General features: G+C 43.7%; 14 protein-coding genes and 1 riboswitch. All 14 genes read left to right on the forward strand.

The window, feature by feature from the left end:
* The first annotated feature begins 250 nt into the window (after positions 1-250).
* The gene (fdnG, locus tag CHY_RS03620; protein ID WP_011343723.1) at positions 251-3259 is read left to right on the forward strand and encodes a formate dehydrogenase-N subunit alpha; all 3009 of its coding nucleotides are present in this window, start codon (positions 251-253) and stop codon (positions 3257-3259) included.
* Complete coding sequence (locus CHY_RS03625; protein WP_011343724.1) at positions 3259-4041, forward strand: 4Fe-4S dicluster domain-containing protein; 783 nt, start codon at positions 3259-3261, stop codon at positions 4039-4041. Before fdnG ends, CHY_RS03625 begins: the two co-directional genes overlap by 1 nt.
* Positions 4034-4729, forward strand: coding sequence for a formate dehydrogenase subunit gamma (locus CHY_RS03630; protein WP_011343725.1), 696 nt, complete (start codon positions 4034-4036; stop codon positions 4727-4729). The genes CHY_RS03625 and CHY_RS03630 overlap by 8 nt, the downstream gene beginning before the upstream one ends.
* 57 nt (positions 4730-4786) lie before the next feature.
* Positions 4787-5521 (forward strand): formate dehydrogenase accessory protein FdhE, encoded by a 735-nt coding sequence (gene fdhE, locus CHY_RS03635; protein WP_011343726.1) that lies wholly within the window; start codon positions 4787-4789, stop codon positions 5519-5521.
* A 48-nt stretch (positions 5522-5569) separates the two neighbouring features.
* Positions 5570-5743: a hypothetical protein gene (locus tag CHY_RS13300; protein ID WP_011343727.1), complete on the forward strand. Its 174-nt coding sequence runs from the start codon at positions 5570-5572 to the stop codon at positions 5741-5743.
* 13 nt (positions 5744-5756) lie between these two features.
* On the forward strand, positions 5757-6986 hold the full coding sequence (gene glp, locus CHY_RS03640) for a molybdopterin molybdotransferase MoeA (protein WP_011343728.1): 1230 nt from the start codon (positions 5757-5759) through the stop codon (positions 6984-6986).
* A gap of 14 nt (positions 6987-7000) precedes the next feature.
* The gene (locus CHY_RS03645; protein WP_011343729.1) at positions 7001-8905 is read left to right on the forward strand and encodes a molybdopterin biosynthesis protein; all 1905 of its coding nucleotides are present in this window, start codon (positions 7001-7003) and stop codon (positions 8903-8905) included.
* Between the two features lie 4 nt (positions 8906-8909).
* On the forward strand, positions 8910-9689 hold the full coding sequence (gene fdhD / locus CHY_RS03650) for a formate dehydrogenase accessory sulfurtransferase FdhD (protein WP_011343730.1): 780 nt from the start codon (positions 8910-8912) through the stop codon (positions 9687-9689).
* 41 nt (positions 9690-9730) lie between these two features.
* Positions 9731-9850, forward strand: a riboswitch (molybdenum cofactor riboswitch).
* A 38-nt stretch (positions 9851-9888) separates the two neighbouring features.
* Entirely contained in the window at positions 9889-10854 is a 966-nt protein-coding gene (moaA, locus tag CHY_RS03660; protein ID WP_011343732.1) for a GTP 3',8-cyclase MoaA, read from the forward strand.
* A gap of 4 nt (positions 10855-10858) precedes the next feature.
* Positions 10859-11332, forward strand: a complete 474-nt coding sequence (gene moaC / locus CHY_RS03665) for a cyclic pyranopterin monophosphate synthase MoaC (RefSeq protein WP_011343733.1) — start codon at positions 10859-10861, stop codon at positions 11330-11332.
* Between the two features lie 2 nt (positions 11333-11334).
* Positions 11335-11772: an MOSC domain-containing protein gene (locus CHY_RS03670; RefSeq protein WP_011343734.1), complete on the forward strand. Its 438-nt coding sequence runs from the start codon at positions 11335-11337 to the stop codon at positions 11770-11772.
* On the forward strand, positions 11765-12256 hold the full coding sequence (locus CHY_RS03675; RefSeq protein ID WP_011343735.1) for a MogA/MoaB family molybdenum cofactor biosynthesis protein: 492 nt from the start codon (positions 11765-11767) through the stop codon (positions 12254-12256). Before CHY_RS03670 ends, CHY_RS03675 begins: the two co-directional genes overlap by 8 nt.
* Positions 12257-12631: 375 nt before the next feature.
* Positions 12632-12916 (forward strand): co-chaperone GroES, encoded by a 285-nt coding sequence (gene groES / locus CHY_RS03680; RefSeq protein ID WP_011343736.1) that lies wholly within the window; start codon positions 12632-12634, stop codon positions 12914-12916.
* A gap of 26 nt (positions 12917-12942) precedes the next feature.
* The gene (gene groL / locus CHY_RS03685) at positions 12943-14565 is read left to right on the forward strand and encodes a chaperonin GroEL (RefSeq protein ID WP_011343737.1); all 1623 of its coding nucleotides are present in this window, start codon (positions 12943-12945) and stop codon (positions 14563-14565) included.
* Positions 14566-14654 lie beyond the last annotated feature (89 nt).

Raw genomic sequence — 14654 nt, forward strand, 5'->3', positions numbered from 1 at the left:
CGTTTCAATGATTTTTGCTGGTTTTTATAATTGGGAGTGTCTAAAAAATAGACACTCCTTTTTTGTTGTCTGAAATTGTTGATATTTGTCGGATTTAAGCGATTTGTGATTATAATAATTTATTATACTGTCTAAAAAATAGACAATATTGTAAAAAAATATTATAATATTCTATAATATTTACACTGGCAAGAATTTTGCAAAAAATAGTTCAGAGCAATTATGCCCATTATAAAGGAGGGAATTGGACTTGGCCATTACCCGAAGAGAATTCTTAAAACTATCAGCTTTATCCACTGCTATATTAATGACTGCCGAGCTTGGCTTAGATAATAGTAAAGCTTATGCGCAGGCCCAAAAGTACCGGATCAAAACTGCCAAAAAAACTCCAACCTTGTGTCCTTTTTGCAGTGCCGGCTGCGGTATGCTTGCCTATACCGATACCAAAACGGGAGAATTACTTTATGTGGTCGGGGATCCGGACCATCCGGTAAACCGCGGCGGTGCGTGCAGTAAAGGAGCTTCAATATACCAGATTAGGAACATTGCGCCCGGTAAACCCAATCCCAAAAGACTTACCAAGCCTCTTTATCGGGCTCCGGGGAGCAAAGAGTTTAAAGAGGTTACCTGGGAATGGGCAATTTCGGAAATTGCCAAACGAATTAAAGATACGAGGGATCGGACTTTTATAAAAGAGGAAGACGGAATAACCGTCATGCGTACCGACCATATTGCTTGTTTGGGCGGTGCAGCTCTGGATAACGAAGAAACCTATCTTTTACAGAAATTGATGCGCGGACTTGGGGTAGTATATATTGAACATCAGGCCCGGCTCTGACACAGTTCTACGGTTGCCGGTCTGGCACCAACCTTTGGTCGTGGAGCTATGACCAATCACTGGATAGATTTAAAAAATACCGACTGTGCCTTAATTATTGGCGCTAACCCCTTTGAAAACCACCCGGTTTCAGCCAAGTGGTTAATGGAAGCAAAATTAAAACGGGGAGCTAAAATCATAAGTGTTGACCCCAGATTTACCAGAACTTCTTCGAAGGCAGATATTTATGCTCCTTTGCGAGCGGGGACCGACATTGCCTTTATTGGCGGCATGATTAACTATATCTTAGAAAATGAGCTGTACGACCACGATTATGTCGCAAATTATACCAACGCTTCGTTTATAGTTCACGATGACTATAAATTTACCGATGGCTTATTTAGCGGGTACGACCCCAGGGAGCGTAAGTATGATTTTTCCACCTGGGAGTATAAGAAAAATGAAAAGGGGGAAATTGAAAAAGACCCTACCTTAAAACATCCGCGGACGGTATTTCAACTTTTAAAGCAACATTTTTCCCGCTACACTATCGACAAAGTATGCGAAATTACCGGGACACCCAGAGAAATTTACCTTGAAGTCATCAAAACCTTTGCCGAAACTTCCCAGAAGGGTAAGTCCGGTACGATTATGTATGCTATGGGAGGAACTCAGCACAGTTGCGGTTCCCAAATAGTTAGAAGCTATGCCATCTTACAGCTTTTATTGGGCAACGTGGGTGTTCCCGGAGGCGGAGTAAATGCTCTTAGAGGGGAATCTAACGTTCAAGGTTCTACTGACTTTGGCTTATTAAGTAATAATATTACAGGTTATATTAATAGTCCTATTGCTCAGCCAGAACATAAGGACTTAAAAGCTTACTTGGAGAGTGAAACTCCGAAAACCGGCTTTTGGAGCAATAAGCCGAAATTTTTTATAAGCTATTTAAAAGCAATGTATTATGATAAAGCTACCAAAGAAAACGAATTTGGTTATCAGTGGTTCCCCAAAAGACATCCGAAGAAAAACTACACTTATATCGGCTTATTTGAAAACCTGGCTAAAGGCGAAATAGAGGGTATGTTACTTTTTGGTCAAAACCCCATTGTGGGCGGGCCGAACTCCAACCGGGAAAGGGAAGCTTTAAAAAATCTTAAATGGATGGTAGCGGTAGACCTTTTTATGACGGAAACAATGCGGTTCTGGACAAAGGAAGCGGGAAGTAACCCTGAGGAAGTCCAAACCGAAGTTTTTGTTTTGCCGGCTGCTGCGTCCTTTGAAAAGCAGGGCAGCATCACTTCTTCCGGCCGGTGGATTCAGTGGCGCTGGAAAGCGGTCGAACCGCTTGGGGAGTCAAAGGCTGACCTTGATATTATTCACATGCTCGCTTTGGAATTAAAGAAACTTTATGCCAGTAGTCAAAGACCGGAAGATGAGCCTATTAAAAATCTTTACTGGAATTACGGTAACACTAACGAATGTGATATCGACCGTGTAGCCCGGGAGATTAATGGCATAGATCTTACCACCGGAAAACAGGTGGAAAACTTTTTAAAGCTTGCTGATGACGGCAGTACCCTTTGCGGAAACTGGATCTTCTCGGGCTTTTATCCAGAAGCCGGAAACCTGGCCCAAAGAAGGGAGTTGGAGGATCCCAGCGGCCTTGGCCTTTACCCCAATTGGACCTATGCCTGGCCGTTAAACCGGAGAATACTCTACAACCGGGCTTCGGCGGACCCATCGGGCAAGCCGTGGCATCCGGATAAGGCGGTTATCTGGTGGGATGAAAGCCAGAAAAAGTGGGTTGGTTATGATGTTCCCGATTTTAAAGCAACAATAGGTCCCGATGATCCGGCTTTTGTCAATCCCTTTATTATGCAAACCGATGGCAAAGGCTGGTTATTCGTCCCTCAGGGCAAATTAAAAGACGGACCGTTCCCGGAACACTACGAACCCTGGGAAAGCCCGGTGCAAAACTTGCTTTCCTCGGTCCAAAACAACCCGGTAATTAAAATTTGGCGGCCGGAAGAACAAAGTGATGCTCAAAATTATCCCTATATAGCCACAACCTACAGGGTATCCGAACACTGGCAGGCAGGGGCGATGACCAGGAACCTGCCCTGGCAGGCAGAATTAGTTCCGGAAATGTTTGTGGAAATTGGGGAAGAACTGGCCCGGGAACTGGGGGTAAAATCCGGGGACGAAGTAATCGTTGAAAATAAACGGGGCTCTATCAAGGTAAAAGCTTATGTTACCAAACGGATGAAACCGTTAATGGTAAATGGCATAAAGCGGCATCAGGTAGGTTTGCCCTGGCACTTTGGTTTTGAAGGTTTAGTTACCGGAGAAATTGCCAATAAACTTACTCCTTATCTGGGGGATGCCAATACCATGATTCCCGAATACAAGGGGTTCCTGGTCAACGTAAGGAGGGCTAAATAATGAACGGCATGTTTATTGATACATCCCTTTGTGTTGGCTGCCGGGGCTGCATGACTGCCTGCAAAAGCTGGAACGAATTACCCGGAGAAAAAACGACTTTTACCGGAAGTTTACAGAGTATGCCCGATACTACCCCTAAAACTTATACATTGATTAAATTTTATGAACGTGAAGAAAACGGGCGGATTCGTTTTGACTTTTTTAAACAGCAGTGTTTTCACTGCGGTGATGCGGCTTGTGAAAAAGCTTGTCCGGAAGATGCAATCTATCATACCAAAGAAGGGGCGGTAGTGCGGGATTACGACCGGTGTATAGGCTGTGATTACTGCCAGAGGGCGTGCCCCTTTAATATCCCGCGGATTGACACTCAAAACAAGAAAATGCATAAATGCACCTTGTGTTTTGACCGGTTAGAAAACGGAGAAATTCCGGCTTGTGCCCTGACTTGTTCTCCGGGAGCTATTAAATACGGCAACCGGGATGAGCTGTGGGAGGCAGCCCAAAAGCGGCTGGCGGAGGTTAAAAAAGAGTATCCCAAGGCTAATCTTTATCCTTCCGATAAAAATGCTTTGGGAGGAACCGGGGTATTTTATCTTTTAATTAACGAGCCGGAGTTCTACGGTCTTCCGGCCGAGGCAAAATTAAAAACTACCTTTTCCCTCTGGCATGACGTGGTGAGACCTTTAGGGAAAATTGTGCCAGGGATAGCGCTTGGGGCTACTGTTATAGCGGCGGTAGCTAATTCGGTAAAAAAACAACGGGAGGAGGGACACGGTGAGTAATAAAGTTTTCCGGTTTAATAAAACAATGCGTTTTTTTCACTGGTCGTATATTACCTTTTATTTTCTTTTAGCTATTACCGGAGCTTTTTTATACTTTGATTTTCTTGATTGGTTAAGACCCCTTTTTGGCGGAGCTCAGGGGGCCAGAATTGTTCACCGGGTAGCAGCGGTGGGGCTGATCCTTTCGCCGATTATTTCTTTCCTTTTAAATCCCAAAGAAATTTGGGAAACTTTAAAATACGCCTACTCCTGGAAAGCATCGGATCTAAAGTTTTTTGGCGAGTTTATCAAAGAGTTCTTTGGGGGTCATGCCCATTATGAACCCCAGGGTAAATACAATCAGGGAGAAAAATTAAACATTGTTTTACAAAGTTTGGGATGGCTTTTATTTATCGTCAGTGGTATAGTACTATGGCGTTTTGAAAGCTTTTCACCCGAAGTGGGTATGATCGCCTTAATCGGCCATGATATAGCGTTTATCTTTACCCTGGCTTATGTTATTGGCCATGTCTACCTGTCCCTCTTCCATCCGGTTACCAGACCGGCTCTTAAAGGGATGCTTACTGGTTACGTGGATGAAGAATATGCTAAAAATCACCATCCTTTGTGGTATAATGAGGTAAAACAGGAAAAACAGGTTAGGGGAAAAGAAAAAACTAAAACCAAAGCGCTTTCTCTTGAAAAATGATAAGCGGGGGCATTTACTGCCCCCGGTTTTATCTTTTTAGAAAATGGGGGAGAAAATATGGATGCTAAAAAACTTGTAAGCACTATGGAAAAGTTAATTGCCGGGTTTGATGAAAAACTCTTATTAAATATTTCGTGGAATGGAAAGTTGCCAGTAACGGATAATGTAGAAGTGGAGTTTAATGAAGAAAAGATAATGGAATTTTTAAAGAGGGTAAACTTAGAATTAATTTCTTTGGAGCTTATTAACCGGAAAATTAATTTTCCAGGCTTAATTACGAATTTTAAAGATAAAGGAAGTTTTCTAAAGCTTTTAAAGGATAATTTGGAGGAAGGGTTTTGGGAGCAATTTGCCTTAAAGCAAAAGGTAAAAAAAGAAATTCTGGCCTTACATTTTTTGATTTTAAGAAGAAAAATGTTAAGGGAGTTAAGTAACGCAATACAAAATAACCAATCAAATCACCAAACCTGTCCTACCTGTGGTACTTTACCGGGTTTTGCTGCGATTACACCTACCGGAGAAAGAATTCTTTTTTGTTTAGAGTGTCAGACTCAGTGGCGTTATTATCGCTTAGGCTGCCCAAAATGTGGCAATAAGTTCCATGAGGATTTCATCGAAATTCATCCCGAAGGCAAAGAAGAAACCCCTTACTTTGGTGAAGTTTGCAAAAAATGCGGAAGCTATTTAAAAACCAAAAAACTAAAAAGTAATGAAGAAAAAATTAATCCCAATCTTGAGGATGTGGAAAGCCTTTTTCTCGATTATCTTATCCCAAAGAAAATAAATTATTAAAAAAATTTAGGAAGTTTGTTAAAATAAAAGAGTAAAGGGGGTTTTGGTATGGAAGAAGAAATCAAAAATGAAGTAATCAGGGCGGCTAAAGACGGAAAGCTTCCCTGCAAAGTAGCTTTGGAGTTAGCCAACCGCTTAAATGTTCCGCCCAAAAAAATTGGTGATGCTGCTAATGAACTAAAAATAAAAATTTCAGCCTGTCAGTTAGGCTGTTTTAAATAAACGGTGACATCTTATGAAAGAACTTTTAAATTTAATTACTCCAGAAGAAGCATTAAAGCTCTTAAAAAGTAATTTTAAAGTGTCGTTAAAAGCTACTGAAATAGAACTTTCCCAGGCTTTTGGCAAAATTTTAGCAGAGCCGGTAAAAGCCCTGGAAAATATACCTCCATTTTCTCGCTCTACGGTTGATGGTTATGCGGTTTTTGCGGAAGACACTTTTGGCGCAACGGAAACTTTTCCTGTACTATTAAAGCTAAAAGGCGAAATAGGAATGGGGGAGGTTCCGGAATTTGCTCTGGGACCCGGGGAAGCGGTGCGAATTTTTACCGGTGGGGCCCTGCCGGAAGGTGCCGATAGTGTAGTGATGGTCGAGCATACCGAACTGTTTGACTCCGAAACTGTTTCGGTTTTAAAACCGGTGGCACCGGGAGAAAATGTTATTGCCGCGGGAGAGGATTTTAAAGAAGGGGAAGTGGTTTTGGAAAAGGGGACGAGAATTCGTCCTCAGGAACTTGGGGTTTTGGCTGCGCTGGGTTACAGCAAGGTTACCGTTTATAATTCTTTAAAAGTAGGAATTATTTCTACCGGTGATGAACTGGTTCCGGTGGAAACCAAGTTAAAACCGGGACAAATTCGGGATACCAATGCCTATCTTTTGGTGGGACGAATTCTTGATTTAGGGATGCAACCGGTGTATTTTGGCATAGTTCCCGATAGATTTGAAGAGCTAATTAAAGCAATTAAGAAAGCCCTCCTGGAAACCGATATCGTTCTTTTATCCGGCGGCACTTCCATGGGGGTAAAGGATATGGTAGTGGATGCTATAAATAGCCTGGGGACTCCCGGGGTTTTATTCCATGGTCTTGCCATAAAGCCCGGAAAACCCACCATAGGCGGAGGTATCAACGGCAAACCTATTCTCGGTCTTCCCGGCCATCCCGCTTCTGCTTTAATGGTTTTTGAGCGAATTGGTGTACCCTTTTTGCGCTATCTTTCCGGGTTAAAAAGTAGCTATCAGCCCCGGGTAAAAGCCACCTTAACTTTAAATCTTCCTTCCAAAACCGGTCAGGAAGATTTATACCGGGTAATGTTAACCCAGAAAGAACAGGGCTATTTAGCCACTCCAATTTTAGGCAAGTCGGGATTAATAAATACCTTAACCCGGGCTGATGGTTATGTAATGGTGCCGTTAGATATTGAAGGGCTGCATGCCGGGGAAGAAGTGGAAGTTATTTTGTTTTAGGGGGTTTAGAGAAATTGGCCTTTTATTTAAACCAGGTACCTTTTGAAGAGGCATGGGAAAATTTCGAAAGCGAACTTTTAAATGTTAATTTTTTTCATCCCCGGGAAGAAGAAATTGAAACCGTTTTGGCGGTGGGACGGATAACTTGTGAGCCGGTTCTGGCCAAGCGTTCCAATCCTCATTTCAATGCCTCGGCGGTGGATGGTTTTGCCGTCAAGGCTAAAGACACCTTTTATGCCCGGGAGACAAGTCCAATTTTATTAAAAATCGGTGAGTCATGTATAAGGGTTGATACCGGAGACCTTATCCCCGAAGGATTTGATGCGGTAATTATGGTGGAAGATGTCCTTTATCCAGAACCTGGAGTGATTTCGGTAATTAAACCGGTAACTCCCGGAACAAATATCCGTTTTCTTGGGGAAGACTTTAATGAGGAGGAAGTTTTGCTACCGGCTTTTGCCAAGGTGAAGCCTGCTGACATTGGGGCCCTTCTGGCGGGCGGAGTAAAGACGCTTAAAGTGTTAAAAAAATTAAAAGCTCTTTTTATTCCTACCGGCGATGAAATAATCCCGTTTACAGAAACGCCAGAGCCCGGGCAAATTCCCGATACCAACTCTTCCTTTATTAAAGCTGTTCTTGCCGAATACGGGTACGAAACTTCCATTCATCCTATTGTCAAAGATGATCCGGAGCTTTTGTATAAGACGGTAAAGGATAATTTAGAGAAATACGACGTAATAATTATTAATGCCGGCTCTTCGGCCGGACGGGACGATTATGCTGCTAAAGTGATTGAACGTTTGGGGCGGGTTTTAGTCCATGGCCTTGCTACCAAACCCGGTAAGCCAACCGTTTTAGGAATTGCCGGAAATAAACCGGTAATCGGACTTCCTGGTTTTCCCTTATCGGCTTATTTGGTCTGTGAAATAATCTTAAAACCTCTGGCGGAAAAGTATTACAAAAATAAGTTTCACGACTATGGCAAAATTAAAGCAACCTTAACTAAAACTTTGATATCTACCACCGGAGTAGATGATTTTGTCTGGGGAAAAGTGAGCCGGGTAGCCGGCAGGTATTGTTTTACACCCTTATCGCGCGGAGCCAGTGTCAGCTCCACTCTTTTAAAAGCCAATGCTTTACTCAGGATTCCTCGCTTTTCCGAAGGGTATAAAGAGGGAATGGAAATCGAAGTAACCCTTAAAGAACCACCGGCGGAAGTGGACCAATACCTGACCGTTACCGGAAGTCATGATCTTTTACTGGACCTTATAGATTCTTTCTTACGGGAAAAATACGGAATTAAACTTAGTTCTTCACATGTTGGAAGCTTAAACGGTATTGTGGCAATTGAAAAAAATTACGCTAAGCTTGCCGGAGTGCATTTATTAGATCCGGCAACGGGGGATTATAATCAAAGTTATGTGGAAAAAAGGCTAAAAGGTTATGTTCTTATAAATTTAAGTTTGCGGGAACAGGGTTTAATCGTTGCCCGGGGAAACCCCAGGAAAATTTCCGGTCTTGCCGATTTAGTAAAACCCGGGGTTACCTTTGTCAACCGGCAAAAAGGCTCCGGAACCCGGGTGTTTTTGGATTACCTGTTAAATAAAGAAAACATCAACCCCCGTCAGATTTCCGGATATGACCGGGAAGAATACACCCATCTGGCGGTAGCGGCGAAAGTAAAAAATGGTCTTGCCGATTGCGGGATGGGAATTTTTGCTGCTGCTAAAATCTTTGACCTGGATTTTATTCCGTTAGGAGAAGAACGGTATGACCTTTTGCTGCGGGAAGATACTTTGGAAGATCCGCAGGTTAAGAAATTGTTAGAGGTAATAACCAGTGAAGAATTTAAAAAAGAAGTAGAAAGAATAGGCGGATATAAAACTACGTTAACAGGACAAATTGTGGGGAAAGGATAGGATTATGGAGATAGTAAATAAAAGAAACATTATTCGTTATTTTGACGGACGCCTGGAAGAAAAAGAAGATTTACTGGTGGATGAAGCGCCTCTTACCATTTATTTTAACGGGGAAGAACTGGTAACCCTGCTCTGTACCCCGGAATACCAGGATGAATTGGCCGTAGGTTTTTTAGCGGCGGAAGGATTAATCAATCGCCGGGAAAACTTGGAGAAAATTACCGTTGACCGGGAGCAGGGGCTGGTGTACGTGGAGTATAAGGGAAATGCCCGGCGGGGGGAACTATTTTTAAAACGGTACATTACTACCGGTTGCGGTAAGGGAACTACTTTTTACAATGCTTTGGACCCGGTGTCTTTAAAACCGTACCGGGGAAACGTGCGGGTTTCTGCAGAAAGACTTTTTGCTTTAATGAAAGAAATGCAGCGCCGTTCCGAACTGTACCTTACTACCGGTGGGGTGCACAGTGCGGCGTTGTGCGATGCTGAAAAAATTTTATTGTTCCGGGAAGATGTAGGTCGCCACAATGCTGCCGATAAAATTATGGGATATGCCTTTTTAAACGGCATTAATTTAGAAGATAAAATCTTTCTTACCTCCGGCCGCATTTCTTCGGAGATAATTTTAAAAGTTGCCAAAATGGGCATCGGGATGATTGTTTCCCGCTCGGCCCCAACGGAACTGGCTCTTAAGCATGCCGAAGAATTAAATTTAACCGTGGTGGGTTTTGTCCGGGCGGGCCGCTTAAATATTTATACCGGCAGGGAAAGAATTTTATTATAAAAAGAGGAAATTTGGGGTCTTTGGTCGAATTATTATTACAAAAAAATAAGCTGCTCCGAGTATTTTCACCTAAAGCTTTAGGCCATGGTGAAAATACCAAAGGGTACTACCGGGAAACCGGGGTGCCTCCCGTTTTGGAAAGGAGTTATCAAAGCGCCTTTTTAAAACGGGGCGCTTTTAATTTTAGGAGGCTAAAGAAATGCTTGATTCTTTTAACCGGGAAATAAACTATTTGCGGATTTCGGTTACCGACAAATGTAACCTTAACTGTTTTTACTGTAAACCCGGAAATTTTCAAGAATTTTCGCCGGGAGATATTTTAACCTTTGAGGAAATTTTAGAAGTAGTCCGGGCCTTTTTACCCTTGGGTTTAAAAAAAGTACGGATTACCGGCGGCGAGCCATTGGTTAGAAAAAATCTTTTATATTTAATTGAAAATATTGCAGCTTTACCGGGTATTGATGATTTAGCCCTCACTACCAACGGTATCTTGTTTCCCCGCTACGCTCGAGATTTAAAAAGTGCTGGGCTTTCGCGGGTAAACTTTAGCCTTGATAGCTTGAATCCGGACAAATTTCGCTCGATTACCGGCGGCGGCGAGTTAAAAAATGTGCTGGAAGCCATTAATCTTGCCCTGGAATTGGACCTTACTCCGGTAAAAATAAATACGGTTTTATTACGAGGTATTAATTTAGACGAAATCGATGCTTTCGTGGATTTTATCTTTCGGTATCCGGTGCACTGGCGGTTTATTGAGCTTATGCCATTAAATGACCGGGAAAAGTGGCAGCGGCAATTTGTTTCGGTGAAAGAAATTGTGGAAATCATCTCAGCCAAGTACAAACTAATTCCGGGGAAAACGGTGGGTGGCGCAGGGCCGGCCCGCTATTATGAAGTGCCGGAAGCATTGGGAACGATTGGGGTAATTTCTCCCCTGTCCAATCATTTTTGCGAATACTGTAATCGCCTCAGGCTTACCTCTACCGGTAAGTTAAGGCTTTGTTTGGCCAAAAACCAGGAAGTTGATATAAAAAGCCTTTTACGGTCCGGGATTTCGCAAGAGGAGTTGACCGGAGTTTTGCGGGAGGCAATTTTAAGAAAACCCAGGGCCCATGAGTTTGGCGATAAGGACTTTTTAGGAACAATGGCCAACATAGGAGGTTAATGCGATGGAGCTTACCCACTTTAATGAAGAAGGACGGGCGCGAATGGTAGAGGTGACCGAAAAGCAAGAAACGGTACGGACAGCGGTAGCTGCCGGAGAAATCACCATGCGCCCGGAAACTTTAGAATTGATTTTAGATAAAAAGGTCGCTAAAGGGGACGTGCTGGCGGTAGCGCAGGTGGCCGGGATAATGGCGGCCAAAAAAACCGGTGATTTAATTCCGATGTGCCACCCTTTAAACTTAACCGGAGTGGACATAAGTTTTACTATTAAAGTGCCCGATACCATTGAAGCAAAAGCTAAAGTTACCTGTGTGGGCAAAACCGGGGTTGAGATGGAAGCGTTAACTGCCGTTTCCGTGACCCTTCTTACTATCTATGATATGGTGAAAGCCGTAGAAAAAGGCATGGTGATAAAAAATATCCGGCTTTTAGAGAAAACCGGTGGTAAGAGCGGCGATTACAGAAGGGAGGAATAAAAATGGGCAAGGTAGTAGCGGTAAATATCAGCGAAAAAAAAGGAATGCGCAAAAAAAATATTGAGCGGGCATATTTAAGGGAAAACCACGGCATTGAAGGGGATGCCCATGCCGGGGATTGGCACCGGCAGGTGAGTTTGCTGGCCGTCGAAAGCATTCAAAAAATGCGGGATTTAGGCCTTAAGGTTAATCCCGGGGATTTTGCCGAAAATATCACTACCGAAGGGGTGGATTTATTAAGCCTATCAATTGGGACTAAAGTGAAAATTGGCGAGGCCTTAACGGAAGTTACGCAAATAGGTAAAGTCTGTCACACCCGCTGTGCTATCTACTATCAGGCCGGGGACTGTGTCATGCCCCGGGAAGGTATTTTTGTTAAAGTATTAAAAGGCGGGGAAGTTAAGGTTGGGGATCCGGTGGAGGTAATAAGCCATGATTAAAGTGGGCGTTCTTACTTTAAGCGATAAGGGTTCTCGGGGAGAGCGTGAGGATAAAAGCGGCCAGGTAATCAAGGAAATGGTCCGGGAGATTGATGGGGTGGTGGTGAAGTATGAAGTTATCCCCGATGAGTACGAATTAATTGTTAAAACTTTAATTTCCTGGTGCGATGAAGAAAAGTTAGATTTAATCCTTACCACCGGTGGCACCGGCTTATCTCCCCGGGATGTGACTCCAGAAGCTACTAAAGACGTAATTACCCGGGAAGTGCCGGGAATTCCCGAAGCGATGCGCATGGCTTCTCTGGCCAAAACCAACCGGGCCATGCTCAGCCGGGCGGTAGCGGGTACCCGGGGTGGCACGTTAATCATCAACCTTCCCGGTAGTCCCAAAGGAGTGCGGGAAAACCTGGAAGTAGTCTTACCGGTAATCCCCCATGCCCTGGAAATCCTGCAGGCCCGGGGCGGCGAATGCGGCCAACCCTGAACACCGATTGCAGGGACGGTTCTTTTTTTAGGCGTTTAGACGCAAATATCGGAACCGTCCCTGTTTTTGCTGTTTGGACGTTTAAAATTGGGACCGGCATTGTGTATAAAACAGGTAATCCTGGGAAAAGATTTATTAATGGATTGACGTAAGGATATACGGTTGAAAAAGCAGGTATAAGGAATAAAAAACGAAAGATTGGAAAAAATAATCCAGAAAAATTGGCATAAATCAAGGAATATGCCCAAAATATTCCTTAATTAAAAATTTGCTTTTCTCCGGTTCTCTTTATATTATAATACTTGGTATTAGCACTCTATCGAAGTGAGTGCTAACAATACATAAGAAAAAAATTAATCTAAAGGAGGGGTTATCGTGTTCAGACCGCTTCATGACAGGGTTTTGGTGAAACCACTTCCCACCGAAGAGGTGACCAAGAGCGGGATTGTAATTCCTGACACTGCCAAAGAAAAACCCCAGCAAGGGGAAGTAAAAGCCGTGGGTTCCGGCCGGATTTTAGAAAACGGCGAGCGGGTACCCATGGAAGTAAAAGTTGGTGACCGGGTATTTTACAGCAAGTATGCCGGTACCGAAGTGAAAATTGATGGTGAAGAGTATTTAATCTTACGGGAAAGCGATATCCTCGGGATTTTAGAATAAAAAACACAAAAAAAGGAGGGGTATAAATGGCTGGCAAACAAATATTATTTAGAGAAGATGCCCGGAGAGCTTTAGAAAGAGGCGTAAACGCTCTGGCAGATGCGGTAAAGGTTACTCTTGGTCCGAAAGGCCGTAACGTTGTTTTAGAAAAGAAATTTGGTTCACCGCAAATTATTAACGACGGTGTTTCCATTGCTCGGGAAATTGAACTTGCTGACCCTGTAGAAAACATGGGAGCGCAGCTTGTAAAAGAAGTTGCTACCAAAACCAACGATGTAGCCGGTGACGGTACTACCACCGCTACCGTTTTGGCTCAGGCTATCATTCGGGAAGGCTTAAAGAACGTTACTGCCGGTGCCAACCCGATGATTTTACGGAAAGGTATTGAAAAAGCTGTTGCCAAAGCGGTAGAAGAAATTAAGGCTATTGCCAAGCCGGTAGAAACTTCCGAAGCTATCGCCCAGGTTGCTGCAATTTCTGCTAACGACGAGGAAATCGGTAAGCTAATTGCTGAAGCAATGGAAAAAGTGGGTAAAGACGGGGTTATCACCGTAGAAGAGTCCCAGGGTCTTGGCACTACCTTAGAAGTAGTTGAAGGTATGAGCTTTGACCGGGGTTACATTTCTCCTTACATGATTACCGACCCCGATAAGATGGAAGCTATTTTAAACGATCCTTACATCCTCATCACCGATAAGAAGATTTCCGCGATTGCTGACTTACTGCCGATTTTAGAAAAAGTTGTGCAAACCGGTAAGCCCCTTTTAATCATTGCTGAAGATGTCGAAGGGGAAGCTCTCGCTACCCTGGTTGTGAACAAACTGCGCGGTACCTTGACCTGTGTCGCTGTAAAAGCTCCCGGCTTTGGTGACCGGAGAAAGGCTATGCTTGAAGATATCGCCATCCTCACCAACGGCCAGGTGGTAAGCGAAGAGCTTGGCTTTAAGCTCGAAAATGCTACCCTTTCGATGCTCGGTCGGGCTAAGCAAGTCCGGGTTAAGAAAGAAGAAACCATCATTGTTGGTGGTCAAGGTTCTCCGGAAGCTATTGAAAAGCGGATTGCTCAAATCAAGAAGCAAATCGAAGAAACCACTTCCGATTTTGACCGGGAAAAATTACAGGAGCGTCTGGCTAAGCTTGCCGGTGGCGTAGCGGTAATCCAGGTAGGTGCTGCTACCGAAACCGAAATGAAAGAAAAGAAACTCCGCATTGAAGACGCTTTGAACGCTACCCGGGCAGCGGTGGAAGAAGGTATTGTAGCTGGTGGTGGCACAACCTACATCCACATCATTAAGGCTTTGGAAGAGCTTGAAAAGACCGCTACCGGCGATGAAAGAACCGGTATCGCCATTGTCCGGAAAGCTTTAGAAGAACCCTTAAAGCAAATTGCTATTAACGCTGGCTTAGAGGGTTCGGTCATCGTTGAAAAGGTTAAGACCTTACCGGTAGGCCATGGCTTCAACGCTCTAACCGAAGAATATGTTGACATGATAGCTGCTGGTATTGTTGACCCGGCTAAGGTCACCCGGAGTGCTTTACAAAACGCTGCCTCCGTTGCTGCTATGCTCCTCACCACGGAAGCTTTGGTGGCTGAAAAGCCGGAAAAAGAAAAGAAAGGCCCTGACATGCCCAACATGGACATGATGTAAAACCTTATAACCGGAGCGTAAAGGCTCCGGTTTTTTTATGGATTAAAAACATAATAGTTGACAGGATTAGTAGGAATTAATATAATGGG

It is taken from the genome of Carboxydothermus hydrogenoformans Z-2901, assembly GCF_000012865.1.
Classification (GTDB): Bacteria; Bacillota; Z-2901; order Carboxydothermales; family Carboxydothermaceae; genus Carboxydothermus; species Carboxydothermus hydrogenoformans.